General features: G+C 68.4%; 34 protein-coding genes and 1 pseudogene. 30 read left to right on the forward strand and 5 right to left on the reverse strand.

What is annotated here, in order from left to right:
* Positions 1–100 precede the first annotated feature (100 nt).
* The 12 genes and pseudogenes from ASF28_RS21715 to rpsQ all read left to right on the forward strand — a co-directional run.
* Positions 101–202: pseudogene (locus ASF28_RS21715) on the forward strand (EF-Tu/IF-2/RF-3 family GTPase); the annotation flags it as partial.
* A gap of 88 nt (positions 203–290) precedes the next feature.
* A complete protein-coding gene (rpsJ, locus tag ASF28_RS10080) occupies positions 291–599 on the forward strand; it encodes a 30S ribosomal protein S10 (RefSeq protein WP_018044230.1) in 309 nt (102 codons plus the stop codon).
* A 50-nt stretch (positions 600–649) separates the two neighbouring features.
* Positions 650–1,387 carry a 50S ribosomal protein L3 gene (gene rplC, locus ASF28_RS10085; RefSeq protein WP_056091572.1) on the forward strand — a complete coding sequence of 246 codons (738 nt, stop codon included), beginning with the start codon at positions 650–652 and terminating at the stop codon, positions 1,385–1,387.
* A complete protein-coding gene (gene rplD, locus ASF28_RS10090; protein ID WP_056091573.1) occupies positions 1,387–2,007 on the forward strand; it encodes a 50S ribosomal protein L4 in 621 nt (206 codons plus the stop codon). The genes rplC and rplD overlap by 1 nt, the downstream gene beginning before the upstream one ends.
* The gene (locus tag ASF28_RS10095; protein ID WP_056091577.1) at positions 2,004–2,300 is read left to right on the forward strand and encodes a 50S ribosomal protein L23; all 297 of its coding nucleotides are present in this window, start codon (positions 2,004–2,006) and stop codon (positions 2,298–2,300) included. Before rplD ends, ASF28_RS10095 begins: the two co-directional genes overlap by 4 nt.
* Before the next feature lie 27 nt (positions 2,301–2,327).
* The gene (rplB, locus tag ASF28_RS10100; RefSeq protein WP_056091580.1) at positions 2,328–3,164 is read left to right on the forward strand and encodes a 50S ribosomal protein L2; all 837 of its coding nucleotides are present in this window, start codon (positions 2,328–2,330) and stop codon (positions 3,162–3,164) included.
* A gap of 5 nt (positions 3,165–3,169) precedes the next feature.
* Positions 3,170–3,448: a 30S ribosomal protein S19 gene (gene rpsS / locus ASF28_RS10105; protein WP_056091583.1), complete on the forward strand. Its 279-nt coding sequence runs from the start codon at positions 3,170–3,172 to the stop codon at positions 3,446–3,448.
* Positions 3,449–3,450: 2 nt separating this feature from the next.
* Positions 3,451–3,837 (forward strand): 50S ribosomal protein L22, encoded by a 387-nt coding sequence (gene rplV, locus ASF28_RS10110; RefSeq protein ID WP_056091586.1) that lies wholly within the window; start codon positions 3,451–3,453, stop codon positions 3,835–3,837.
* A gap of 10 nt (positions 3,838–3,847) precedes the next feature.
* Entirely contained in the window at positions 3,848–4,588 is a 741-nt protein-coding gene (gene rpsC / locus ASF28_RS10115) for a 30S ribosomal protein S3 (protein WP_056091589.1), read from the forward strand.
* 48 nt (positions 4,589–4,636) lie between these two features.
* Positions 4,637–5,050: a 50S ribosomal protein L16 gene (gene rplP / locus ASF28_RS10120; protein ID WP_056091591.1), complete on the forward strand. Its 414-nt coding sequence runs from the start codon at positions 4,637–4,639 to the stop codon at positions 5,048–5,050.
* A 12-nt stretch (positions 5,051–5,062) separates the two neighbouring features.
* Positions 5,063–5,278, forward strand: coding sequence for a 50S ribosomal protein L29 (rpmC, locus tag ASF28_RS10125; protein ID WP_056091594.1), 216 nt, complete (start codon positions 5,063–5,065; stop codon positions 5,276–5,278).
* 10 nt (positions 5,279–5,288) lie between these two features.
* Positions 5,289–5,549, forward strand: coding sequence for a 30S ribosomal protein S17 (rpsQ, locus tag ASF28_RS10130; RefSeq protein WP_056091596.1), 261 nt, complete (start codon positions 5,289–5,291; stop codon positions 5,547–5,549).
* 69 nt (positions 5,550–5,618) lie between these two features.
* Here the strand turns inward: rpsQ and ASF28_RS10135 are convergent, their stop codons facing one another.
* Positions 5,619–5,942, reverse strand: a complete 324-nt coding sequence (locus ASF28_RS10135; RefSeq protein ID WP_056091599.1) for a type II toxin-antitoxin system PemK/MazF family toxin — start codon at positions 5,940–5,942, stop codon at positions 5,619–5,621.
* Positions 5,939–6,163 carry an antitoxin MazE family protein gene (locus ASF28_RS10140; protein WP_056091773.1) on the reverse strand — a complete coding sequence of 75 codons (225 nt, stop codon included), beginning with the start codon at positions 6,161–6,163 and terminating at the stop codon, positions 5,939–5,941. The genes ASF28_RS10135 and ASF28_RS10140 overlap by 4 nt, the downstream gene beginning before the upstream one ends.
* Positions 6,164–6,637: 474 nt before the next feature.
* Between ASF28_RS10140 and rplN the strand changes: the two genes are divergently transcribed.
* The 18 genes from rplN (at position 6,638) to ASF28_RS10230 (ending at position 17,427) form a co-directional block, all read left to right on the forward strand.
* Complete coding sequence (gene rplN, locus ASF28_RS10145; RefSeq protein ID WP_055949294.1) at positions 6,638–7,006, forward strand: 50S ribosomal protein L14; 369 nt, start codon at positions 6,638–6,640, stop codon at positions 7,004–7,006.
* On the forward strand, positions 7,006–7,320 hold the full coding sequence (rplX, locus tag ASF28_RS10150; RefSeq protein WP_056091601.1) for a 50S ribosomal protein L24: 315 nt from the start codon (positions 7,006–7,008) through the stop codon (positions 7,318–7,320). The genes rplN and rplX overlap by 1 nt, the downstream gene beginning before the upstream one ends.
* Positions 7,313–7,879 (forward strand): 50S ribosomal protein L5, encoded by a 567-nt coding sequence (rplE, locus tag ASF28_RS10155; RefSeq protein WP_056091603.1) that lies wholly within the window; start codon positions 7,313–7,315, stop codon positions 7,877–7,879. The genes rplX and rplE overlap by 8 nt, the downstream gene beginning before the upstream one ends.
* A gap of 39 nt (positions 7,880–7,918) precedes the next feature.
* On the forward strand, positions 7,919–8,224 hold the full coding sequence (gene rpsN / locus ASF28_RS10160; RefSeq protein WP_056091606.1) for a 30S ribosomal protein S14: 306 nt from the start codon (positions 7,919–7,921) through the stop codon (positions 8,222–8,224).
* A gap of 12 nt (positions 8,225–8,236) precedes the next feature.
* The gene (gene rpsH, locus ASF28_RS10165) at positions 8,237–8,632 is read left to right on the forward strand and encodes a 30S ribosomal protein S8 (protein WP_055881679.1); all 396 of its coding nucleotides are present in this window, start codon (positions 8,237–8,239) and stop codon (positions 8,630–8,632) included.
* Between the two features lie 24 nt (positions 8,633–8,656).
* Complete coding sequence (rplF, locus tag ASF28_RS10170; protein ID WP_056091609.1) at positions 8,657–9,190, forward strand: 50S ribosomal protein L6; 534 nt, start codon at positions 8,657–8,659, stop codon at positions 9,188–9,190.
* 12 nt (positions 9,191–9,202) lie between these two features.
* On the forward strand, positions 9,203–9,565 hold the full coding sequence (gene rplR, locus ASF28_RS10175; protein ID WP_056091611.1) for a 50S ribosomal protein L18: 363 nt from the start codon (positions 9,203–9,205) through the stop codon (positions 9,563–9,565).
* Positions 9,566–9,659: 94 nt separating this feature from the next.
* Entirely contained in the window at positions 9,660–10,247 is a 588-nt protein-coding gene (gene rpsE, locus ASF28_RS10180; protein WP_056091615.1) for a 30S ribosomal protein S5, read from the forward strand.
* Positions 10,248–10,258: 11 nt separating this feature from the next.
* The gene (rpmD, locus tag ASF28_RS10185) at positions 10,259–10,450 is read left to right on the forward strand and encodes a 50S ribosomal protein L30 (protein WP_056091618.1); all 192 of its coding nucleotides are present in this window, start codon (positions 10,259–10,261) and stop codon (positions 10,448–10,450) included.
* An 11-nt stretch (positions 10,451–10,461) separates the two neighbouring features.
* Positions 10,462–10,965: a 50S ribosomal protein L15 gene (gene rplO, locus ASF28_RS10190; protein ID WP_056091620.1), complete on the forward strand. Its 504-nt coding sequence runs from the start codon at positions 10,462–10,464 to the stop codon at positions 10,963–10,965.
* 124 nt (positions 10,966–11,089) lie between these two features.
* A complete protein-coding gene (gene secY, locus ASF28_RS10195) occupies positions 11,090–12,427 on the forward strand; it encodes a preprotein translocase subunit SecY (RefSeq protein WP_056091623.1) in 1,338 nt (445 codons plus the stop codon).
* A gap of 117 nt (positions 12,428–12,544) precedes the next feature.
* Positions 12,545–13,147 carry an adenylate kinase gene (locus tag ASF28_RS10200; protein WP_056091627.1) on the forward strand — a complete coding sequence of 201 codons (603 nt, stop codon included), beginning with the start codon at positions 12,545–12,547 and terminating at the stop codon, positions 13,145–13,147.
* Between the two features lie 234 nt (positions 13,148–13,381).
* On the forward strand, positions 13,382–13,750 hold the full coding sequence (rpsM, locus tag ASF28_RS10205; protein WP_056091776.1) for a 30S ribosomal protein S13: 369 nt from the start codon (positions 13,382–13,384) through the stop codon (positions 13,748–13,750).
* A gap of 175 nt (positions 13,751–13,925) precedes the next feature.
* A complete protein-coding gene (gene rpsK, locus ASF28_RS10210; RefSeq protein ID WP_056091630.1) occupies positions 13,926–14,315 on the forward strand; it encodes a 30S ribosomal protein S11 in 390 nt (129 codons plus the stop codon).
* 74 nt (positions 14,316–14,389) lie between these two features.
* The gene (locus tag ASF28_RS10215; RefSeq protein WP_082476398.1) at positions 14,390–15,265 is read left to right on the forward strand and encodes an MBL fold metallo-hydrolase; all 876 of its coding nucleotides are present in this window, start codon (positions 14,390–14,392) and stop codon (positions 15,263–15,265) included.
* 125 nt (positions 15,266–15,390) lie between these two features.
* Complete coding sequence (locus ASF28_RS10220; RefSeq protein ID WP_056091636.1) at positions 15,391–16,410, forward strand: DNA-directed RNA polymerase subunit alpha; 1,020 nt, start codon at positions 15,391–15,393, stop codon at positions 16,408–16,410.
* A gap of 189 nt (positions 16,411–16,599) precedes the next feature.
* Complete coding sequence (gene rplQ / locus ASF28_RS10225) at positions 16,600–17,010, forward strand: 50S ribosomal protein L17 (protein ID WP_056091639.1); 411 nt, start codon at positions 16,600–16,602, stop codon at positions 17,008–17,010.
* A 144-nt stretch (positions 17,011–17,154) separates the two neighbouring features.
* Positions 17,155–17,427, forward strand: a complete 273-nt coding sequence (locus ASF28_RS10230) for a hypothetical protein (RefSeq protein ID WP_244474979.1) — start codon at positions 17,155–17,157, stop codon at positions 17,425–17,427.
* Positions 17,428–17,841: 414 nt separating this feature from the next.
* Here ASF28_RS10230 and ASF28_RS10235 read toward each other — a convergent pair whose 3' ends face one another.
* From ASF28_RS10235 to cheB, 3 genes are read right to left on the reverse strand one after another with little or no spacing between them, the layout of a single operon-like run.
* Positions 17,842–19,710, reverse strand: coding sequence for a response regulator (locus ASF28_RS10235; protein WP_056091642.1), 1,869 nt, complete (start codon positions 19,708–19,710; stop codon positions 17,842–17,844).
* A gap of 2 nt (positions 19,711–19,712) precedes the next feature.
* A complete protein-coding gene (locus tag ASF28_RS10240; protein WP_056091645.1) occupies positions 19,713–21,416 on the reverse strand; it encodes a response regulator in 1,704 nt (567 codons plus the stop codon).
* Positions 21,413–22,459 (reverse strand): chemotaxis-specific protein-glutamate methyltransferase CheB, encoded by a 1,047-nt coding sequence (gene cheB / locus ASF28_RS10245; protein ID WP_056091648.1) that lies wholly within the window; start codon positions 22,457–22,459, stop codon positions 21,413–21,415. Before cheB ends, ASF28_RS10240 begins: the two co-directional genes overlap by 4 nt.
* Between the last annotated feature and the right edge of the window lie 10 nt (positions 22,460–22,469).

The raw sequence follows: 22,469 nt of genomic DNA on the forward strand, positions 1-22,469 counted from the left end.
CGACGCTCTTCCGATCTCTTACGCCCGTATCCGGATGCAGTCCGGTGTCCTGCCGCTGCACGGAATCGGCCCATTCGCAGTTGTGTGAATCCGGTAGCCTACCCTCATCGTGCCCGTCGCCATGGAAGAGAAGCTGCGCTTCGCCATCCGTGAAGGCGGACGCACCGTCGGCGCCGGCGTCGTCGCCGCCATCAACGAGTAGTCTTCCGTCAACGGTCACGTCTGCAGGGAACGACAGAGGGGCGGGTCCTCGCGCCCGCCCCATCCTCGTCCCGCCAAGGTTTCAGGTCATGAACGGTCAGAATATTCGCATCCGCCTCAAGGCGTTCGATCATCGGATTCTCGATGCATCGACCCGCGAGATCGTCTCGACGGCCAAGCGCACCGGCGCCACCATCCGTGGTCCGATCCCGCTGCCGACGCATATCGAGAAGTTCACCGTCAACCGCTCGCCGCACATCGACAAGAAGTCGCGCGAGCAGTTCGAGATGCGCACCCACAAGCGCGTCCTCGATATTGTCGATCCGACGCCGCAGACCGTGGACGCGCTGATGAAGCTCGACCTCGCCGCCGGCGTGGACGTGGAGATCAAGCTCTAAGTCCCGCGGGGATTTAGAGCTTACCGTAAATCGCGCGAGGGGAGACACCTATGCGCTCAGGCGTCATCGCACAGAAGGTCGGCATGACCCGCATCTTTACGGATGCAGGCGAACATGTCCCGGTCACAGTGCTTAAAATCGATCAATGCCAGGTGGTTGCCCACCGTACCGTCGAGAAGAACGGCTACGTCGCCCTTCAGGTCGGCGTCGGCAAGGCCAAGGTGAAGAACGTGTCGGCTGCCGAGCGCGGCCGGTTCGCGGTCGCCAAGGTCGAGCCCAAGCAGAAGCTCGCCGAGTTCCGCGTGTCGGAAGACAAGCTGATCCCGGTCGGCGCCGAAATCACCGCCGACCACTTCATCCCGGGCCAGTTCGTCGACGTGACGGGCACCACCACGGGTAAGGGGTTCGCCGGCGGCATGAAGCGCTGGAACTTCGGCGGTCTGCGCGCCACCCACGGCGTGTCCGTGTCGCACCGCTCCATCGGTTCGACCGGCGGCCGTCAGGACCCGGGCAAGACCTTCAAGAACAAGAAGATGCCCGGTCACATGGGTGTCGACAGGGTCACGACCCAGAACCTGCGCGTCGTCCGCACGGACGTCGAGCGCGGTCTGATCCTGGTCGAAGGTGCGGTTCCCGGCGTCGCCGGCGGCTGGATCCAGATCCGCGACGCGGTGAAGCGCAAGCTCCCCGCGGACGTTCCGCAGCCTGGCAAGTTCCGTGAGCTGGGCGCCGCGCCCGTCTCCGACGCCCCGGCTCCCGAGGCTCCCGCTTCCGAGGAGAACGCGTGATGAAGCTCGATATCACCACCCTCGACGGCGCCGGAGCCGGTTCCGTCGAGCTCGACGAGACCATCTTCGGCCTCGAGCCCCGCGTGGACCTGCTCCAGCGCATGGTGCGCTGGCAGCTCGCCAAGCGCCAGGCCGGCACCCACGCGGTCAAGAACCGCTCGGACGTCAACCGGACCCGCAAGAAGCTGTACAAGCAGAAGGGCACCGGCAACGCCCGTCACGGCGCCGCCTCCGCTCCGCAGTTCCGCGGCGGTGGTCGGGCCTTCGGTCCGGTCGTGCGCTCCCATGCCCACGACCTGCCGAAGAAGGTCCGCGCGCTGGCCCTCAAGCACGCCCTGTCGGCGAAGGTGAAGGATTCCACCCTCATCGTCATCGACGACGTGAAGCTCGAGGACGGCAAGACCAAGAACCTCGCCGCCCGCTTCGAGAAGATGGGTCTGTCGAGCGCGCTGTTCATCAGCGGGTCCGAGGTCGACGTGAACTTCGGTCGCGCCGCCCGGAACATCCCGATGATCGACGTGCTTCCGATCCAGGGCATCAACGTCTACGACATCCTGCGCCGCGACAAGCTCGTGCTGACGCGCGCAGCGATCGATGCGCTGGAGGCGCGTTTCAAATGAGTGCCGATCCGCGCCACTACGACATCATCGTCTCCCCGGTCATCACCGAGAAGGCGACGAACCTCACCGAACAGAACAAGGTCGTTTTCCGGGTTGCCCCGAAGGCGACGAAGCCGCAGATCAAGGAAGCGGTCGAGAAGCTGTTCGACGTCAAGGTGACGGGCGTGAACACGCTCGTGACCAAGGGCAAGAAGAAGATTTTCCGCGGGCTTCGCGGACAGCGTTCGGACGTGAAAAAAGCGATCGTGACCCTCGCCGAGGGTGAAACGATCGATGTCACGACCGGCCTCTGAGACAAGTCGGGTTAAGGATTACCACCGATGGCCTTGAAGACATTCAAACCGGTCACGCCGAGCCTTCGCCAGCTCGTGCTCGTCGACCGCCGTGAGCTCTACAAGGGCAAGCCGGTCAAGAAGCTCACCGAGGGCAAGTCGTCGTCGGGCGGCCGCAACAACCTCGGCCGCATCACCGTCCGCTTCCGCGGCGGCGGTCACAAGCGCACCCTGCGCAATGTCGACTTCAAGCGTCGCATGCAGATGGGCGTGAGCGCCACCGTCGAGCGGATCGAGTACGATCCGAACCGCACGGCGTTCATCGCGCTGATCGCGTTCCCGGACGGCACGCAGAGCTACATCATCGCGCCCCAGCGCCTGTCGCCGGGTGACAAGGTGATCGCGGCCGAGCAGGTCGACATCAAGCCGGGCAATGCCGGTCCCGTCGGCAACATGCCCGTCGGCACCATCGTGCACAACGTCGAGCTGAAGATCGGCAAGGGCGGCGCCATCGCCCGCTCCGCCGGCAACTACGCCCAGATCGTCGGGCGCGACCAGGGTTACGTCACCCTGCGCCTGAACTCGGGCGAGCAGCGCCTGGTCCACGGTCAGTGCTTCGCCAGCGTCGGCGCGGTGTCGAACCCGGACCACATGAACATCTCGCTCGGCAAGGCGGGCCGCAATCGCTGGCTCGGCAAGCGCCCGCACGTCCGCGGCGTCGCCATGAACCCGGTCGATCACCCGCACGGCGGCGGTGAGGGACGCACCTCGGGCGGCCGTAACCCGGTCACCCCCTGGGGCGTTCCCACGAAGGGGAAGAAGACCCGCTCGAACAAGCGGACCGACGTCTTCATCCTGTCCAGCCGTCACAACCGCAAGAAGTAACCATCATGGCACGCTCGCTCTGGAAGGGGCCGTTCATCGACGGCTACCTCCTCAAGAAGGCTGAGACCGCACGCGGATCCAGCCGCAACGAAGTCATCAAGATCTGGAGCCGCCGCTCCACGATCCTGCCGCAGTTCGTCGGGCTCACCTTCGGTGTGCACAACGGGCAGAAGCACATCCCGGTCTACGTGTCCGAGGAAATGGTCGGCCACAAGTTCGGCGAGTTCTCGCCGACGCGGACCTTCCACGGTCACGCGGCCGACAAGAAGTCGAAGAGGCGCTGAACATGGGCAAGCCCGCCACTCCCCGCGCGCTCCCCGAGAACGAGGCTCAGGCCGTCGCGCGCATGCTGCGCGTCAGCCCGCAGAAGCTCAATCTCGTCGCGCAGCTCATTCGCGGCAAGAAGGTCGAGTCGGCCCTCGCCGATCTCGAATTCTCCCGCAAGCGGATCGCCCGCGAGGTCAAGAAGTGCCTCGAGAGCGCCATCGCCAACGCCGAGAACAACCACAATCTGGACGTCGATGACCTCATCGTCGCCCAGGCGTTCGTCGGCAAGGCCCTCGTGCTCAAGCGCTTCCACGCTCGGGCCCGCGGCCGCGGCGCCCGCATCCTGAAGCCCTTCGCGAACCTCACCATCGTGGTGCGCGAAGTCCCGACCGCCGAAGCGGCGTGAGGAGGACCTGATGGGCCAGAAAGTCAATCCGATCGGTCTGCGGCTCGGTATCAACCGGACCTGGGACTCCCGCTGGTTCGCCCAGAAGGGTGAATACGCCAAGCTCATGCATGAGGACGTCGCCATCCGCGCCGCCCTCATGAAGCAGCTCAAGCAGGCTGCCGTCTCGAAGATCGTCATCGAGCGTCCGCACCGGAAGTGCCGCGTCACCATCCACTCGGGTCGTCCGGGCGTGGTGATCGGCAAGAAGGGCGCGGACATCGAGAAGCTGCGCAAGCTCGTCGGCAGCCTGACCAAGGCCGACGTGACCATCAACATCGTCGAGGTGCGCAAGCCCGAGATCGACGCCACCCTGGTGGCCGACTCGATCGCCCAGCAGCTCGAGCGCCGTGTCGCCTTCCGTCGCGCCATGAAGCGCGCCGTGCAGTCGGCCATGCGCCTCGGGGCCGAGGGCATCCGGATCAACTGCTCCGGTCGTCTCGGCGGTGCCGAGATCGCCCGCCAGGAGTGGTACCGCGAGGGCCGCGTGCCCCTGCATACCCTCCGGGCCGATGTCGATTACGGTGTCGCCACCGCCTTCACGACCTACGGGACGTGCGGGATCAAGGTCTGGGTGTTCAAGGGCGAGATCCTCGAGCACGACCCGATGGCACAGGATAAGAAGGCGCAGGAAGAGGGTGGCCGTTCGGGCGGCCGTCGCGAGCGCGATGGCGAGGGTGGCCGCGAGCGCGGCCGGCGCGAGCACGCCTGACGGCGTGTTCGTGACCCCGTCGCCCTAGAAAGGTGTTGAGAGGCTGCCATGTTGCAACCCAAGAAGACCAGGTTCCGTAAGCAGTTCAAGGGTCGCATCCACGGTGCGGCCAAGGGCGGCTTCGACCTCAACTTCGGGACCTTCGGCCTGAAGGCCATCGAACCCGAGCGCATCACCGCGCGGCAGATCGAGGCGGCCCGCCGCGCGATCACCCGCGAGATGAAGCGCCAGGGCCGCGTCTGGATCCGGATCTTTCCGGACGTTCCGGTCACGGCCAAGCCCACCGAAGTCCGCATGGGCTCCGGTAAGGGTGCTCCCGAATTCTGGGCTGCCCGCGTGCATCCCGGTCGTATCATGTTCGAAGTCGACGGCGTGGCCGAAGACGTCGCGAAGGAGGCCCTGCGCCTCGGCGCGGCCAAGCTTCCGATCCGCACGCGCGTCGTTCAGCGCATCGCTGACTGAGGGGAGGGGATCATGAAGTCGTCACAGAGACAGTCGGATCTCGCCGCCCTGTCGCCCGATCAGCTGACCGACGAGTTGCTCAGCCTGAAGAAGGAGCAGTTCAACCTGCGCTTCCAGGGCGCCACCGGCCAGCTCGAGAACGTCGCGCGCGTCCGTGAAGTCCGCCGCGATATCGCCCGCGTCCGTACGCTCCAGCGTCAGAAGACGCTGAAGTCCGCGCAGGCCTGAGGAGTACACCATGCCGAAGCGCGTATTGCAGGGCGTCGTCGTCAGCGACAAGGGCGAGAAGACCATCGTCGTGAAGGTGGAGCGTCGCTTCACCCACCCGGTGATGAAGAAGACCGTCCGTCGCTCGAAGAACTACCACGCCCACGACGAGACCAACGTCGCCAAGGTCGGCCAGACCGTGTCGATCGAGGAGTGCCGTCCGTTCTCGAAGACCAAGACCTGGCAGCTGGTCTCCGGCGCCACGTCGGAGGCTCCCGCCGCCGAGGCGTGAGCGTTCCAAAGGGACGAACCTTGAGAAACGGGCGCAGGATTCTGCGCCCGTTTTTCGTTTGAGCCGGACTCAAGCGAAGCCGAGGAAGACGGCGAGCGACCGGGTGACCGAGAGCATGGTGGCGTCGTCAAGGGTTCCGAACCCGGCGCCGAGCCTGTCGCGCCGAACCGACATGGCCTTGTCGATCATCACGAACGACGGTTTGCGCAGGCCGTTCTCCGGTGTTGGCTGAACAGGAAGCCGGATCAGGGGCGCATCCACGGGCGTCCCCGATATGAGGAGGACGGTGACGGTACCCGTGTCCGTGAATCGATCGGACTGGATCACGAGGGCGGGGCGCGGCTTACCGAAATCACCGGCCAGGGCCACCGTCACCAGGTCGCCCCGCGTCATGCCGCGGTGTCGTCGTCGAGGTCGATCAGGGCCGCATCCAGGAAGACGGAGAGCGCCGGGTCGGCGGCATCGATGGCTGCGACGGCGCGAGCCTGCTGGCGGCATTCCTCTGCGAACCCAGGCCGGCGCGTGTCGGGGACCCAGATCTGGACCGGACGCAGACCGGCGGCGCGCAAGGCGTCGCGCCGCCGTTGCACCCGCAGCCTCACAGGCATCGCCATGACGGCCTCCTCCGATTCGTGCCACACGATATGTTGCCGCTGTCCCCGGCATCGTCAACGCGGCCTCGCCTGCGCCGGGGCCCCCCTCGGTTCGGTGTCCGCTGAACCGAGCGACCCGTTGAGGGATATGGCGTTCGGAACGGCCGCATGCCGAATCGGCCGAAGCGGGGAGGGGCCGCGTCCTGACCCGGTGGATGTCCCGGACGGCATAGCCGCCCGGACCCCGGCCCCCGCGAGCGCCCTCCTGGCCGTTTTTCCTTGCGCATCCCCGCCGCCCGGTGTAGTGGGCATGCCTTCGCGACAGTTGAGAAGGGTGTTCGCGCCCTTCGAACGCGGTGACCGCGCCGGTGTGAGAGCACCGATTGCGCGGTGCTTCATATGAGCCGGGGACATCAGATCCCCCTCAGGCGTCGTCCGCCGGACAATACCGTCCGCGTGCGGAAACCCGCCTGAAACAAAGAAAGGTCACTGCCCGTGATCCAGATGCAGACGAATCTGGACGTCGCCGACAACTCGGGTGCACGCCGTGTGATGTGCATCAAGGTTCTGGGCGGGTCGAAGCGTAAGTATGCCGGCGTCGGCGACATCATCGTGGTCTCGGTCAAGGAAGCGATTCCCCGGGGTCGCGTGAAGAAGGGCGACGTCATGAAGGCGGTCGTGGTGCGCACGGCCAAGGAAGTGAAGCGTCCCGACGGTTCGGTGATCCGCTTCGACAAGAACGCCGCCGTTCTGATCAACAATCAGAAGGAGCCCATCGGCACCCGCATCTTCGGACCGGTGCCGCGCGAGCTTCGCGCCCGCAACCACATGAAGATCATCTCGCTCGCGCCGGAGGTGCTGTAATGGCCGCTAAGGTCAAGAAGGGCGACACGGTCGTCGTTCTCACCGGTCGCGACAAGGGTCGCTCCGGCGAGGTCACCCAGGTGCTCCCCAAGGAAGACCGCGCCTTCGTGCGTGGGATCAACCTGGTCAAGAAGCACCAGAAGCAGACGCAGAACCAGGAAGGCGGCATCGTCTCCAAGGAAGCTGCGATCCAGCTCTCGAATCTCGCGTTGCAGGACGCGAACGGCAAGCCGACTCGCGTGGGTTTCCGCATCCTCGAAGACGGACGCAAGGTTCGCTTCGCCAAGACCACGGGGGATCAGATCGATGGCTGAGGCAAACAAGGACGATTACGTCCCGCGCCTGCGCAAGCACTATGACGAGGTCGTTCGTCAGAAGCTGATCGAAGAGTTCGGCTACGCCAACCCGATGCAGGTTCCGACGGTCTCCAAGATCGTCATCAACATGGGTGTGGGCGAGTCCACCGCCGATTCGAAGAAGGCCTCCATCGCCGCCGGCGACCTGGCCCTCATCGCCGGCCAGAAGCCCGTCATCACCAAGGCCCGCAAGGCCATCGCGACCTTCAAGGTCCGCGAAGGCATGCCCATCGGCTGCAAGGTGACCCTGCGCCGCCAGCGCATGTACGAGTTCATGGACCGCCTGATCACCATCGCGCTTCCCCGCGTGCGTGACTTCCGCGGCCTGAACCCGCGCTCGTTCGACGGCAACGGCAACTACGCCCTCGGCCTCAAGGAGCACCTCGTGTTCCCGGAGATCTCGTACGACAAGGCCGAGGCCACCTGGGGCATGGACATCGTCATCCAGACGACGGCCCGCACCGACGCGGAGGCGCGCGCGCTCCTCTCGCAGTTCCGATTCCCGTTCCGGCAGTGAGACCCGTCTAGGTCTCATACGCGGACACCGGAGAGAGAAATGGCAAAGAAAAGCTCCATCGAGAAGAACAAGCACCGCGAAGCGCTGGTCAAGCTCTATGCTCCCAAGCGCAAGGCCCTGCTTGCCACGGCGAACGATCAGTCCCTCGAGATGGAGGAGCGCTTCGAGGCGCGCCTCAAGCTCGCGGAACTGCCCCGCAACTCGTCGCCCACCCGCGTCCGCAACCGCTGCGGCATGACCGGCCGTCCGCGTGCCTTCTATCGCAAGATGGGCATCTCGCGCATCGCGCTGCGCGAACTCGGCAACCAGGGTCTGATCCCCGGTCTCGTCAAGTCGAGCTGGTAAGGAGCAACCACCATGGTCAACGATCCCGTGGGTGACATGCTCACCCGCATCCGCAACGGTCAGCAGCGCCGCCGCAACGTCGTCCAGACGCCCGGTTCGCGCCTGCGCGCCAGCGTCCTCGACGTTCTGAAGTCCGAGGGCTACATCCGCGACTACGCGACCACGGATTACGGCAACGGCCGCACCGAGTTCGCCATCGAGCTGAAGTACTACGACGGCCAGCCCGTCATCCGCTCGATCCAGCGCGTGTCGAAGCCCGGCCGCCGCGTCTACTCGTCCGTGGGCGAGCTGCCGCGCGTCGCCGACGGTCTCGGCGTCACCATCGTGTCCACCCCGCAGGGCGTCATGGCCGACCACGAGGCGCGCGAGCGCAACGTCGGCGGTGAAGTGCTCTGCAAGGTGTTCTGATCTCGGACTTGGAGGAATAAGGCGATGTCTCGCGTAGGCAAGAAGCCCGTTCCCGTCCCGTCCGGTGTGACGGCCACGGTGACCGGTCAAACGGTAACAATGAAGGGCTCCAAGGGTGAGCTCCAGTTCGTCGTCCCCAGCGTGGTCGACGTGAAGTTCGAGGACGGCGCCGTCTCGGTGCAGCCCCGGAACCAGACCAAGCAGGCTCGCTCGCTGTGGGGCACGTCGCGTGCCCAGGTGGCGAACCTCGTCGAGGGCGTCTCCAAGGGCTTCGAGAAGAAGCTCGAGATCACCGGCGTCGGCTATCGTGCCGCCATGGCCGGCAAGGCGCTGAAGCTCTCCCTCGGCTACAGCCACGACGTGGAATACGAGATCCCCGCGGGGATCACCATCGCCGTGCCGAAGCCCACCGAGATCGTCGTCTCCGGCATCGACCGGCAGGTGGTCGGTCAGGTGGCGGCCGAGATCCGCGAATACCGCTCCCCCGAGCCCTACAAGGGCAAGGGCGTGAAGTACGCGGGTGAGTTCATCTTCCGCAAGGAAGGCAAGAAGAAGTAAGGGCCGGCCAACATGTCACGCAAAATCGATGCACTCGACCGCCGCAAGGCGCGTGTGCGCCGCGCGCTGCGGGCGGCGGCCAACGGACGTCCGAGACTTTCGGTGTTCCGTTCCTCGAAGCAGATCTACGTTCAGGTCATCGACGACGCGGCGGGCACCACGCTCGCCTCGGCGTCCAGCATCGAGAAGGATCTCCGCGGCGGTCTCAAGACCGGCGCGGACGTGGCGGCGGCCCAGGCCGTCGGCAAGCTCGTCGCCGAGCGCGCCAAGGCCGCCGGCGTCACCAAGGTGATCTTCGATCGCTCGGGCTACCTCTACCACGGGCGCGTCAAGGCGCTTGCCGACGCCGCCCGCGAGGGTGGCCTCGAGTTCTAGGACCGGCGGGGAGGGGACGGTGCGCCGTCCCCTCGTTCATGACGAATCAAGCGAGCGGGCCCGCCGCCCGCGCCAGTGAGATGGAAGTGTAAACATGGCACGTGAACGTGAAGGCGGGGGCCGCGGCCGCCGCGACGACCGCGAGGAGCGCGACAGCGAGTTCGTGGACAAACTCGTCCACATCAACCGCGTCGCCAAGGTCGTGAAGGGCGGACGCCGCTTCGGCTTCGCCGCCCTCGTGGTCGTCGGCGACCAGAAGGGCCGCGTCGGCTTCGGCCACGGCAAGGCCCGCGAAGTGCCGGAAGCCATCCGCAAGGCCACGGAAGCCGCCAAGCGCGGCCTCGTCCGCGTGGCGCTCCGCGAGGGCCGGACCCTGCACCACGACGTCCAGGGACGTCACGGCGCCGGCAAGGTCATCCTGCGCGCCGCCCCCCAGGGCACCGGCATCATCGCCGGCGGCCCCATGCGCGCCGTCTTCGAGACGCTCGGCATGCAGGACGTGGTGGCGAAGAGCCTCGGTTCGTCGAACCCCTACAACCTTGTGCGCGCCACCTTCGACGCCCTGAAGAACGAGGACAGCCCGCGCTCCGTCGCGGCCCGTCGCGGTCTCAAGGTCTCGGCGCTCCAGGCCCGCCGTCGTGACGCCGATCCGTCCGACTTGTCCGAAGCCGCAGTGGCTTGAGGGAGGGTCAGATGGCACAGAAGACCGTCCGTATCGAGCAGATCGGCTCGCCGATCCGCCGCGAGGGCGACCAGCGTGCGACGCTGATCGGCCTTAAGCTCAACAAGCTGCACCGGGTCTCCGAGCTGGAGGATACCCCCTCCGTGCGCGGCATGATCCGCAAGGTGCAGCACCTCGTGCGCGTCCTTGGCGACGCGGCCTGAGGGAGGGCATCATGAAACTGAATGAACTCCACGACAATCCCGGCGCAACCAAGAACCGGATGCGCGTCGGCCGGGGCATCGGCTCCGGCAAGGGCAAGACCGCCGGACGCGGCGTCAAGGGCCAGAAGGCCCGGACCGGCGTGTCCATCAAGGGCTTCGAGGGCGGTCAGATGCCGCTGCATCGTCGCCTCCCGAAGCGCGGCTTCAACAACCTGTACTCGACGGACCTGAACGAGGTGAACCTCGGCCGCGTCCAGCAGGCGTTGGATGCCGGTCGCCTCGAAGCCGGTGCCGTCGTCACCGTCGAGACCCTGATCGCGGCCGGCGTCTGCGCCCGGGCCCGCGACGGCGTCAAGCTCCTCGGCGTCGGCGAGCTGACCGCGAAGGTCTCCTTCGAGGTCACCCGCGCGTCGAAGTCGGCCATCGAGGCCGTCGAGAAGATCGGCGGCACCGTCACCGTGACCTACGGCGACGGCGTGTCCACCCGTGGCAAGCCCGCCCGCGTGGTTGCGTAGACGGCGATCCGACTTTAAGTCGAAGCCCTGAGCGGCGGCCCGTGCGACCTGCGCGTGGCCGCCGTTTCAGTTTTTTGGGAAGCCCGTCGCTCCCGCACGACAAAGATACTCAGGAACCGGTGCCATGGCCTCAGCCGCCGAGCAGCTTGCCGCGAACCTCAACTTCGGGGCCATCGCCAAAGCCGACGAGCTCAAGAAGCGCATCTGGTTCACCCTGGGTGCGCTGATCGTGTTCCGCCTCGGCACCTACATCCCGATCCCCGGCATCGATCCGGAGCAGTTCGCCCGCAACTTCCAGCAACAGGCCGGCGGCGTCCTCGGGCTGTTCAACATGTTCTCCGGCGGTGCCGTCGAGCGCATGGCGATCTTCGCCCTCAACATCATGCCGTACATCTCGGCCTCCATCATCATCCAGCTTCTGACCTCGGTCATCCCGACCCTCGAGGCCCTGAAGAAGGAAGGCGAGTCCGGCCGCAAGGTCATCAACCAGTACACCCGCTACCTCACGGTGGTGCTGGCCCTGGTCCAGAGCTGGGGCATCGCCTTCGGCCTGCAGAGTTCGAGCGCGGCCATCGAGCCCGGCCCGTTCTTCATCCTGTCCACGGTGATCACCCTGACCGGCGGCACCCTGTTCCTCATGTGGATCGGCGAGCAGATCACCTCGCGCGGCATCGGCAACGGCTCGTCGCTCATCATCTTCGCCGGCATCGTCGCCCACCTGCCCGTCGCCATCGTCGGCGCCCTGGAGCTGAGCCGCACGGGCGCCCTCTCGTCCGCCGTCATCCTCGGCATGGGCATCGCCGCCATCGCCCTGGTGTACTTCATCGTGTTCATGGAGCGCGCCCAGCGCCGGCTCCTGATCAACTACCCCAAGCGCCAGGTCGGGAATAAGATGTACGAGGGCCAGACCTCGTTCCTGCCGCTGAAGCTCAACACCGCCGGCGTGATCCCGCCGATCTTCGCCTCGTCGCTCCTGCTCCTGCCCGCCACCGTGGCGAGCTTCTCCGCCAACAACGGCGGCACCGGCATCCTGGCGACGATCACGACCTATATCGGCCACGGCCGGCCGCTCTACATGGTGCTCTACGCGGCCCTGATCATCTTCTTCGCGTTCTTCTACACGGCGGTGGTGTTCAACCCCGAGGAGACGGCGGACAACCTCAAGAAGCATGGCGGCTTCATCCCCGGCATCCGTCCGGGCGAGCGCACCGCCGCGTTCATCGACAAGGTGCTGACCCGCATCACCCTCATCGGCGCCCTGTATCTGACCTTCGTCTGTCTGGTGCCGGAAATCCTGGCGTCGTACTCTTCGGCCAGCATCGGGTTCGGCGGCACCTCGCTCCTCATCGTCGTCTCCGTGACGATGGATACGGTGGCGCAGATCCACGGACACCTGATGGCCCACCAGTACGAAGGCCTCGTCAAGAAGGCCAAGCTGCGCGGCGCCACCCGGCGTCGCTGAGTCCGGATCGGGCGAGGCCGGCTTCGGCCCAGCCCGAATCGGCCGAGCCCAACCAGCAGCGGCGCCCCGCCCGGGGCCGCCGGTCCCCAAGAAGAACGGACTCGAGGAAACGACGCCATGCGGATCATTCTGCTCGGACCGCCGGGAGCGGGTAAGGGAACGCAGTCCGCCCGCATCGTCGAGCGTTTCGGCATTCCGCAGCTCTCCACCGGGGACATGCTGCGCGCGGCCGTGGCCGCTGGGACGCCCGTGGGCCTGGAGGCCAAGGCGATCATGGAGAGCGGCGGCCTCGTGCCCGACGCCGTGGTGGTCGGCATCGTCGCCGACCGGATCGAGGAGCCCGATGCCCGCAACGGCTTCATCCTCGACGGCTTCCCCCGCACCGTCGAGCAGGCCGCCGCCCTCGACCGGATGCTGCAGGACAAGAACCTCGCCCTCGACACCGTCATCGAATTCGTCGTCGACGAGAACGCCCTGGTCGGCCGCATCGCCAAGCGCGCCGCCGAGACCGCCGCCCGGGGCGAGCCCGTACGCAAGGACGACACCCCCGAGGTGTTCAAGACCCGGTTCGAGGCCTACCGGGCCCAGACGGCGCCGCTCTCGGCCTACTATGCCAGCCTCGGCATGCTGGAGACCCTCGACGGCATGCAGCCCGTCGACGACGTCACCGCGGCCCTGATGAAGACCCTGGAGCGCCACGTCGAGACGACGGCGTCCTGACGCCGGGGCGCCCCCGGGCGCCCGTCGATTTGTCACCGATGGATTGACACCGGGACCGGTCCGCGCTAGTGGGCCGGTCTTCGTTCAGACGGATCGGGTCCGGGTCGCCTCGCCAGAGGCTGCTGCGGGCCGCTTTGTCGTTTTGGACGGTACGCAGGGGCCGGTCTCCACCGGACGCGTATCAAGACAACCCGGGCCGGACCGATCGGGTCCGTCGCCCTCATGGAGAAGACCTTGGCCCGTATCGCTGGCGTTAACATCCCGACCAACAAGCGCGTCGTCATCGCGCTCCAGTACATCCACGGCATCGGCGCCAAGAAGGCCGAGGAGATCGCCGAGAAGGTCGGCATCCCGGCCGAGCGCCGCGTGAACCAGCTCACCGACGCCGAGGTGCTGTCGATCCGCGAGACCATCGACCGCGACTACCTCGTCGAGGGCGACCTGCGCCGCGAAGTCTCCATGAACATCAAGCGCCTGATGGACCTCGGCTGCTACCGCGGCCTGCGCCATCGCCGCAACCTGCCGGTCCGCGGCCAGCGCACGCACACCAACGCCCGCACCCGCAAGGGCAAGTCCAAGCCCATCGCCGGCAAGAAGAAGTAGTTTTTTTGGATTTGGGAGGCCGTGCTGCGCTCGGCCTCCCGAACGTCGAGCCGGGTGTCCCGCAATGGGCTCCGGTTGGGTGAAGCGATCCTCCACAGGCACGCAACACCCGAAAAATCCCAAAAGAATCCCGAGCGCCTGGCATGACGGGCGCGCTTGAAGGACGAGAACCAAGATGGCCAAGGAAGCAACCCGCGTTCGTCGCCGCGAACGCAAGAACATCGTCTCGGGCGTCGCGCACGTGAACGCGTCGTTCAACAACACGATGGTCACCATCACCGACGCCCAGGGCAACACCATCTCGTGGTCGTCCGCCGGCGCCATGGGCTTCAAGGGTTCGCGCAAGTCGACGCCCTACGCCGCCCAGGTCGCCGCCGAGGACGCCGCCCGCAAGGCCGCCGAGCACGGCATGCGCACCCTCGAGGTCGAGGTCTCCGGCCCCGGCTCCGGCCGTGAATCGGCCCTGCGCGCCCTCCAGGCCGCCGGCTTCACCGTGACGTCGATCCGCGACGTGACGTCGATCCCCCACAACGGCTGCCGCCCGCGCAAGCGTCGGCGCGTCTGACCCGGTCGATCCCGGACGGGCCGGTCCGAGAGGACCCGGCCCGTCCGGTTGTGGATGTGTGTACGGAGACGCGTGTGTTGGATGGTTCGAATCCGCTTCCGGGTGTGCTGCGGTGGACCTTGGGTGACCTGACGGTCACGGTGCTGAACGACGGCTACCTTCCGGGGTCGCTCGATCTCGTCGTCGGCATCGAGAAGGACGAGGCCGGCGCGCTTCAGGCCGCCGGCTTTCGCGCGCGCGAGCCGCGCATCACCCTCAACGCGTTCCTCATCACCGGCCCCGGCCGCACCCCGCTGCTCATCGATTCCGGCATGGGGCATTTCGGCGGCGACACCCTCGGGCGCGTCCCGGCGGCCCTGGCCGCCGCGGGCGTCCGGGCCGACGAGATCGGCACGGTGCTGCTGACCCACCTCCATCCCGATCACGCCGGCGGCCTCATCACCGCCGACGGATCGGCCGCGTTCGCCAACGCCGAACTCGTGCTGCACGCCGACGAGGCCGCGCACTGGCTCGGCGACGGCGCCCTGTCCCGGGCGCCCGACGCGGCCAAGCCGTATTTCGAGAACGCCGCCAAGGCGACCTCGCCCTACGCCGGCCGGATGCGGACGGTCACCGGGGGCGAGGTCGCGCCGGGGATCACCCTGGTGCCGCTGCCCGGCCACACGCCGGGTCATTCCGGCTACCGCATCGTCTCGGGCGACCGATCCCTGTTCATGTGGGCCGACACCGTCCACCTGCCGGCGATCCAGTTCAAGCGGCCCGAGGCCGGCATGGTGTTCGACGTCGACGTCGACGCGGCGCGGGCGACCCGCCGCCGCGTCCTCGACGAAGTCGCCGCCGATCGCAGCTTCATCGCCGGCGGCCATCTCGAGTTTCCCGCCCTGGGCTACGTCGCCCGGGACGGGGCCGGTTACGGCTTCGTCCCCGAACTCTGGGTCGCGGCCGCCTGAACCGCCCGCCGCGCGAGCGGCAGGCGCCATCATTTTCAAGGGGGTCCGGCGCTGAGGCGCAGCATCGGACCCTCGAGCGTGGACCACCCTCGTGGGCCGCGCCGATCTTCGCGAGAGGTAGCATCGTGGTCATTCAGAAGAACTGGCAAGAGCTCATCAAGCCGAACAAGCTCCAGGTCTCGACCGGTCACGACCCCAAGCGGGTCGCCACCGTCGTCGCCGAGCCCCTGGAGCGCGGCTTCGGCACGACCCTCGGCAACTCGCTCCGCCGGGTGCTGCTGTCGTCGCTCCAGGGCGCGGCCGTGACCTCGGTGCAGATCGACGGCGTGCTGCACGAATTCTCGTCGATCCCCGGCGTGCGCGAGGACGTCACCGACATCGTCCTCAACATCAAGACCATCGCCATCCGCTCGCAGACCGAGGCCCCCAAGCGCCTCACCCTGCGCAAGACCGGCCCCGGCACCGTCACCGCCGGCGACATCGGCACCGTGGGCGACGTCCAGATCCTCAACCCCGAGCTCGTGATCTGCACCCTCGACGACGGCGCCGAGATCCGGATGGAATTCACCGTCGCCACCGGCAAGGGCTACGTCCCGGCCGAGCGCAACCGCCCCGAGGACGCGCCCATCGGCCTGATCCCCGTGGACGCCCTGTTCTCGCCCGTCACCAAGGTCAGCTACCGCATCGAGACCACCCGCGAGGGCCAGGATCTCGACAAGGACAAGCTGACGATGACCATCGAGACCAACGGCGCGGTCACGCCGGAGGACGCGCTCGCCTACGCCGCGCGCATCATCCAGGACCAGCTCCAGGTCTTCGTGAACTTCGAGGAGCCCCGCAAGGAGGAGGCGCAGCCGCTCGCGCCGCAGCTCCCCTTCAACCCGGCCCTGCTCAAGAAGGTCGACGAGCTCGAGCTCTCCGTGCGTTCGGCGAACTGCCTGAAGAACGACAACATCGTCTACATCGGCGACCTCATCCAGAAGTCCGAGGGCGAGATGCTGCGCACCCCGAACTTCGGCCGCAAGTCCCTCAACGAGATCAAGGAAGTGCTCGCCGCCATGGGCCTCCACCTCGGCATGGACATCCCCGGCTGGCCGCCGGAGAACATCGAAGACCTCGCCAAGCGCTTCGAAGAGCACTACTGAGGCGAGCCGCCTCGGGCTGAACGTTTCGGCGCGTCTCGGCGCCGGTTGTTTGGCCGACACGTCGGGGGTTCGCGCTGACGCGGACTCCCAAAGGAATCCCGCCGCGGGGTCATGCGGAATGAAAAGCCCCGCTCATGGGGCGCTTGGCCGTACCGTGGCACGGCGGCCATCAGATAAGGACCAGCCATCATGCGTCATGGATTCCGCGGTCGTCGCTTCAACCGCACCACCGAGCACCGCAAGGCGATGTTCGCCAACATGTCCGCCGCGCTGATCAAGCACGAGCAGATCATCACCACCCTGCCCAAGGCGAAAGATCTGCGTCCGGTCATCGAGAAGCTGATCACCCTCGGCAAGACCGACTCCCTGCACGCGCGCCGCCTCGCCATGTCGCAGATCCGCGACCACGACATGGTCCGCAAGCTCTTCGCCGTCATCGGCCCGCGCTACAACGCCCGTCCGGGCGGCTATTGCCGCATCATGAAGGCCGGCTTCCGCTACGGCGACAACGCCCCCCTCGCCGTCATCGAGTTCGTCGATCGCGACGTCGAGGCCCGCGGCAAGGATTCCGGCCCGGCGCAGGTCGTCGACGCCGCCTGAGAGCTTTCTAAGCTCGGATGTCGGGAAAAGGCGGCCGTTCGGGCCGCCTTTTTCTTTTCTCGGGCGACGCCTGCGCTACCATTCCGGCCGAGACATCCCCCGGAGATTGGTCGAGCCATGCGGACTATTATAAAACTCTTCTTATTGTCGGCCCTGGTCGCCGCCACGGGCGCCGAGGCGGCCCGGCTGACCATGGACGACAAGGTGGCGCGCTGGCCCCGCGCGACCACGGACGAGAAGATCGAGTTCGCGACCCGCATGGGCAAGGCGTTCTCCAGCCTCGCGCCGGGCCTCGACCGCAACTACTTCATCAAGTGCCTGGAAGAGACCGCCAACATCGGCAACCCGGGCGACATCAAGCTCGAGGAGGCGGTGAAGATGTGCGTCGCCGTCAACAAGCCACCCTCGGAGGAATAGGGGGCGCTCACCGTTCCCTTGCGGCAGGGCGATCGCAGCTGATGGTCGCGGTCTGAGGCCGCCGCCGAAAGGGCTGTCGACGAAGCGCCGCCCCTCGTGCGCATCCCCTCGCCCCGCCTGCGGGGAGAGGGACGCGTCTCCCCCCTGCCGGGGAGCGCGTCGAGGCGGCAGCCGACGGTGAGGGGGCGACTCCGGATGAGACTCTTCCGGAATCGCCCCCTCACCCTCGCTGCGGCTGCGCCTTCGCTCGCCGCAGGCCCGACGGGGTGCCTGCGGCCCTCTCCCCGCACGCGGGGAGAGGGGGATGCGCGCAGACGCTCTGCGCGAAGGGGCAAGGGCCGGCCCAAACGCATGCACCCCTCTGCGATCGCCCTGTCCTTGCGGAGAGGGAAGGCACTCCATCCCCGAAAAAACTCAGGCGGCGGTGAGCAGCCGGGAGACTTCCGCCGCGAGGTCGCCGGACTCGAACGGCTTGCGCAGGACCGGCAGGTCGGGCGGGATCGGGATCGCCTCGGCGTGGCCCGTGAGGATGAGCACCGGCACGTCGGCCCAGCGGGTCCGCACGATCGCGGCGAGCTCCACCCCGGTCATGCCCGGCATGGCGAGATCCGCCACCACGAGGTCGAAGCGGGTCTGCTCCAGCAGGGTCACGGCCGAGGCCCCGTCCGGCGCCTCGCTCTCGCGGTAGCCGAAGGTGTTGAGGAACGAGGCGGTCACGTGCCGCACCTCGGGGTCGTCGTCGACCACGAGGATGCGGGCGGCGGGCACCGGCGCCGCGGCGGCGGGTTCGGGCGCGACGTCCCCCTCCGCCTCGGCCTCGGCGCGGGGCAGCAGGAGTTCCACCCGGGTGCCCTCGCCGACCGTGCTGGTGATGCGCAGGCGCCCGGCCGATTGCTGGGCGAGGCCGAACACCATGGCGAGGCCGAGTCCCGTGCCCTGGCCGAGGGCCTTGGTGGTGAAGAACGGCTCGCACACCCGCTGCAGGATCGCCGGCGGGATGCCGGTGCCGGTATCCGCCACCGCGAGGGCGGCGTAGTCGCCGTCGGCGAGGTCCGGGTCGCCCGCCAGCGACACGATCCGGGTCGAGACGGTGATGGCGCCGCCCTCCGGCATGGCGTCGCGGCTGTTGATGCACAGGTTGAGGATGGCGAGTTCGAGCTGGTCGGGATCGACGCGGGCCGCGGGCGCCGCGGCGTCGAGGTCCGTGGTCAGGGTGACGAGGCCGCCGAGGCTCCCGCCCAGGAGCTCGCCCATGCCGGCGATGAGCCCGTTGAGGTCGATGGCCCGGGGCCTGAGGTCGCGGGAGCGGCTGAAGCCGAGGAGGCGCTTGGTCAGGGTCGCGCCGCGCTGGGCCGCCTGGGTCGCGTTGGTGACGAGGCGCAGCACCCGCGGCTGGTCGGCGATCTTCGGGGTGGCGAGTTCGAGGCTGCCCAGGATGGCGGTGAGCAGGTTGTTGAAGTCGTGGGCGATGCCGCCCGCGAGGGTGCCGAGGGCCTGCATCTTGTCGGACTGGCGCAGGCGCGATTCCAGGAGCTTCTGGTCGGTCACGTCGCGCTCGATGATGGCGAGATGGGCGACCTGGCCCGACGCGTCCCGGATCGGCACGCGGGCGACGCGGCTCCAGCGCTCGGCCCCCTCCGGCCCCTCGGTGATCTCCATGTCCGTCGGCCGGCCCGACGCGATGGCGGCGGCATCCGCCGAGGCCGCACCGGCCTCCGCCGACGCCGCGGCACCGGGGTGGAGTGCGGCCTCCGTCCGCCCGAGGCAGTCGGCGACGCTGCGCCCGAGGCGCTCGGCCTTGCGGGCGTTGAGGCGCACGAACCGGCCTTCCGCGTCCTTGAACGCGATGGCGTCGGCCGAATGGTCGAGGAGCCCCATGAGCAGGGCGCGCTCCGTGGCGAGTTCCCGGCCGAGGCGGTGGCGCTCGTAGGCCTGGCGCACGGCGCCGCGCAGGAGGCTCGCATCCCACGGCTTGGTGGCGTAGCCGGTGATGCCGCCCTGGTTGAGGGCGGCGATCACCGCGCTCATGTCGGCGTAGCCCGTGAGCAGGATCGCCTGGGCGTCGTGCATGCCCCGCGCCTGGGCCAGCATGGCGTCGCCGGTCATGCCCGGCATGCGCTGGTCGGAGACGATGACGGCGATGTCGGGCTCGGCCGCCAGGATCTCCAGGGCCTCGGCCGGCCGGCTCGTGGTGAGCACCCGGTACTCGTCCTCGAACAGGTCTTCGAGGGCGATCAGGATGTCGGGCTCGTCGTCGACGGCCAGGATCGTACCTTTGGACATGCTCACCGCGTTTGGCGTGGAATGCCGATCACGAAACAGGCTCCGCCGCCCGGGGCGGCCTCCACCGTGAGGGAGCCGCTATGCGCCTGTACCACGGAGTACGCAATCGCGAGGCCGAGGCCGGTGCCGGCTCCCACGGGCTTCGTGGTGAAGAACGGCTCGAAGATCTTTTCCCGCAGGCTTTCGGGGATTCCGGGGCCGGTGTCGGAGATGCGGATCTCGTCCAGGCTCTCGGTGCTCGCCGTCAGGATGGTGATGGTGCCGGCCTCCGGCATGGCGTCGGCGGCGTTGCCGAGGATGTTCATCACCACCTGGTTCAGCAGGGCCGGGGTGCAGTGGATCTCGGGGCGGCCGGACAGTTCGCGCACCACGGCGATGCGGTCGCCGAGCTTGTGCTGGATCAGGGCCAGCACCGTGTCGATGGCGTCCGGCACGTTGACGAGGGTGCGCTCGCCCTCATCGAGGCGCGAGAACTTGCGCAGGTTCAGGACGAGGTCCTGGATGCGGGTCAGGCCCATGCGCATGGCGCTGACGCGGTCGCCGCACTTCTTCAGGAGGCGCGGGGCGTCGGCGGTGTCGGGCGTCGCCACCACCTCGCCGAGCAGGCGCTCGACGGTGCCCTGGTGGGCGAGGATGAAGGCCAGGGGGTTGTTGATCTCGTGGGCGATGCCGGCGACGAGTTCGCCCAGCGACGCCATCTTGGCGGCCTGGACGAGCTTGGCCTGGGCGTCCGTGAGCTTGCGGTTGGCGGTGGCGAGATCGGAATTGGCCCGCTCCAGGGCCCCGGCCAGGGCGGCGCGGGCCTCGGCCGCCTCCGCTTCGGCCCGGGCCCGCTCCAGGGCGCGCTCGCGGGCGCCGAACTCGCCGGCGATGCGGCGGTTGTCCTCTTCCAGGAGCTTGCGCCGCACGAGGCTGCGCACGCGCATCACCAGCACGTCGCCGTCGACCTTGGACACCACGTCGTCGGCCCCCGCCGCGAAGGCCGCGACGAGGAAGTCCTTGGCGGGCGTGCTGCCACTGATGCCGACCACGTGGAAGGTCGGGGCCCCGGCCTCGCGGGCGGCGATGTCGGCGGCCCGGCGCGCGTCCACGGCCCGGCACAGGGCCAGGCCGTCATAGGCGGTGCCCAGAAGGTCGATGGTGACGCAGTCGAAGGCGGCCCCGTCGGCGTCGAGGGCGGCCAGGGCCGCCGCCCCGGTGTCGGCGACGCTGACGAGGTGGCCCTCATGCGTCAGCAGGCCGGCCAGGAAGGTGCGGTAGGTGGCGCTGCCGTCGACGACGAGGACGCGCCCGCGCCGGAAGCCCGAGGCGCCGGGCGCCTCGGAGCCGCCGCCCTGGCGCTCGCGCAGGAGGGCGCGGATGCGCAGGATCAGGATGTCGCGGTCGGCGGACTTCGCCACGTAGGCGTCGGCCCCGCTCTCGAGGCCCTGGCGCTCGCCGTCGCGGGCGCCCGTCAGCATGAGCAGGGGCAGGGCGCGGGTGCGCAGGGAGAGACGGAGCTGGCGGGCGAACTCGTCGCCGTTCATGCCGGGCAGGTGGTGGTCGGCCACCACGAGGTCGGGCAGGCGGGTGTTGAGGTGGTCGAGGGCCGCCTCCGCCGTGGCGCAGCGCTCCACGGAGAAGCCGTGGGATTCGAGCAGCAGGCGCAGTTCCAGGGCCTGGGTCTCGGAATCCTCCACGAGGAGGAGGCTGGCCGGGCCGGTCACGGCGCGGTCTCCCCGGCGGCGAGGCGCAGGAGGTGGGCCCCGACCCGGTCGAGGGGCAGCACCGTGCCGGCGCCCCCCATCCGGATGGCGGCGGCCGGCATGCCGAACACCACCGCCGTGCTCTCGTCCTCCGCGATGGTGGCGGCCCCGGCGCGGCGCATGTCGAGGAGGCCGGAGGCCCCGTCCTCGCCCATGCCGGTGAGGAGCACGCCGACGCCGCGCGGGCCGGCATGGCGGGCGAGGGATCGGAACAGGGCGGTGGCGGCCGGGCGCTGCCCGCCCACGGGGTCGGCGTCGGTGATGCGCAGGCCGCCGCCGGGGGCGAGTTCGAGGTGGCGGTCGCCGGGGGCGACGTAGACCCGGCCGGCGGCCGCGCGCTCGCCGTCGCGCGCCACGGCGACGGGCAGGGCGACGACGCCGTTGAGCCAGGCGGCGAAGCCCTCCATGAAGGCCGGCCCCATGTGCTGGACCACCAGCACCGGCAGGGGGAAATTTTCGGGGAGCGCCCCGATGACCCGGGCCAGGGCCGGCGGACCGCCGGTGGAGGCCGCGATGGCGACGACGCTCGGCGCCTCGGCGGCGATGGCGGGGATCAGGGCGCGCAGGTCGCGGGGCCGCCCGGCCCATTCCGACCCGATGGGCCGGCGCCGGATCACCGGCACGGCGGCCATGATGCGCAGCTGCGTGCAGATCTCCGTGGCGACGGCGTCGTAGCCCGCATGCGTGGTGGCCACCGGCTTCTCCACCACCGAGAGGGCGCCGGCCCGGAGGGCGTTCATGGAGATGCGCAGGGACGAATCCTCGATGGCATCGGCCACCACCACGATGGGGGTCGGGTGCTCGGCCATGATCCGCCGGGTGGTCTCCAGCCCGTCGATGCCCGGCAGGCGGATGTCCATGGAGATGACGTCGGGCCGGGCGGCCGCGATGGTGGCGAGGGCTTCCTCGCCCGAGGCGACGGCGGCCACCACCTCCAGGCGGGCATCGCGCCCGACGATGTGGATGAGGAGCTGGCGCACGACGAGGGAATCCTCGACGAGCATCACCCGCACG

Source organism: Methylobacterium sp. Leaf99 (assembly GCF_001422375.1).
Taxonomy (GTDB): Bacteria; Pseudomonadota; Alphaproteobacteria; order Rhizobiales; family Beijerinckiaceae; genus Methylobacterium.

Coding starts and splice junctions, on each gene's coding strand:
- rpsJ (WP_018044230.1), top strand. CDS start 291: ATGAACGGTCAGAATATTCGCATCCGCCTCAAGGCGTTCGATCATCGG.
- rplC (WP_056091572.1), top strand. CDS start 650: ATGCGCTCAGGCGTCATCGCACAGAAGGTCGGCATGACCCGCATCTTT.
- rplD (WP_056091573.1), top strand. CDS start 1,387: ATGAAGCTCGATATCACCACCCTCGACGGCGCCGGAGCCGGTTCCGTC.
- ASF28_RS10095 (WP_056091577.1), top strand. CDS start 2,004: ATGAGTGCCGATCCGCGCCACTACGACATCATCGTCTCCCCGGTCATC.
- rplB (WP_056091580.1), top strand. CDS start 2,328: ATGGCCTTGAAGACATTCAAACCGGTCACGCCGAGCCTTCGCCAGCTC.
- rpsS (WP_056091583.1), top strand. CDS start 3,170: ATGGCACGCTCGCTCTGGAAGGGGCCGTTCATCGACGGCTACCTCCTC.
- rplV (WP_056091586.1), top strand. CDS start 3,451: ATGGGCAAGCCCGCCACTCCCCGCGCGCTCCCCGAGAACGAGGCTCAG.
- rpsC (WP_056091589.1), top strand. CDS start 3,848: ATGGGCCAGAAAGTCAATCCGATCGGTCTGCGGCTCGGTATCAACCGG.
- rplP (WP_056091591.1), top strand. CDS start 4,637: ATGTTGCAACCCAAGAAGACCAGGTTCCGTAAGCAGTTCAAGGGTCGC.
- rpmC (WP_056091594.1), top strand. CDS start 5,063: ATGAAGTCGTCACAGAGACAGTCGGATCTCGCCGCCCTGTCGCCCGAT.
- rpsQ (WP_056091596.1), top strand. CDS start 5,289: ATGCCGAAGCGCGTATTGCAGGGCGTCGTCGTCAGCGACAAGGGCGAG.
- ASF28_RS10135 (WP_056091599.1), bottom strand. CDS start 5,942: ATGACGCGGGGCGACCTGGTGACGGTGGCCCTGGCCGGTGATTTCGGT.
- ASF28_RS10140 (WP_056091773.1), bottom strand. CDS start 6,163: ATGGCGATGCCTGTGAGGCTGCGGGTGCAACGGCGGCGCGACGCCTTG.
- rplX (WP_056091601.1), top strand. CDS start 7,006: ATGGCCGCTAAGGTCAAGAAGGGCGACACGGTCGTCGTTCTCACCGGT.
- rplE (WP_056091603.1), top strand. CDS start 7,313: ATGGCTGAGGCAAACAAGGACGATTACGTCCCGCGCCTGCGCAAGCAC.
- rpsN (WP_056091606.1), top strand. CDS start 7,919: ATGGCAAAGAAAAGCTCCATCGAGAAGAACAAGCACCGCGAAGCGCTG.
- rpsH (WP_055881679.1), top strand. CDS start 8,237: ATGGTCAACGATCCCGTGGGTGACATGCTCACCCGCATCCGCAACGGT.
- rplF (WP_056091609.1), top strand. CDS start 8,657: ATGTCTCGCGTAGGCAAGAAGCCCGTTCCCGTCCCGTCCGGTGTGACG.
- rplR (WP_056091611.1), top strand. CDS start 9,203: ATGTCACGCAAAATCGATGCACTCGACCGCCGCAAGGCGCGTGTGCGC.
- rpsE (WP_056091615.1), top strand. CDS start 9,660: ATGGCACGTGAACGTGAAGGCGGGGGCCGCGGCCGCCGCGACGACCGC.
- rpmD (WP_056091618.1), top strand. CDS start 10,259: ATGGCACAGAAGACCGTCCGTATCGAGCAGATCGGCTCGCCGATCCGC.
- rplO (WP_056091620.1), top strand. CDS start 10,462: ATGAAACTGAATGAACTCCACGACAATCCCGGCGCAACCAAGAACCGG.
- secY (WP_056091623.1), top strand. CDS start 11,090: ATGGCCTCAGCCGCCGAGCAGCTTGCCGCGAACCTCAACTTCGGGGCC.
- ASF28_RS10200 (WP_056091627.1), top strand. CDS start 12,545: ATGCGGATCATTCTGCTCGGACCGCCGGGAGCGGGTAAGGGAACGCAG.
- rpsK (WP_056091630.1), top strand. CDS start 13,926: ATGGCCAAGGAAGCAACCCGCGTTCGTCGCCGCGAACGCAAGAACATC.
- rplQ (WP_056091639.1), top strand. CDS start 16,600: ATGCGTCATGGATTCCGCGGTCGTCGCTTCAACCGCACCACCGAGCAC.
- ASF28_RS10235 (WP_056091642.1), bottom strand. CDS start 19,710: ATGTCCAAAGGTACGATCCTGGCCGTCGACGACGAGCCCGACATCCTG.
- cheB (WP_056091648.1), bottom strand. CDS start 22,459: ATGCTCGTCGAGGATTCCCTCGTCGTGCGCCAGCTCCTCATCCACATC.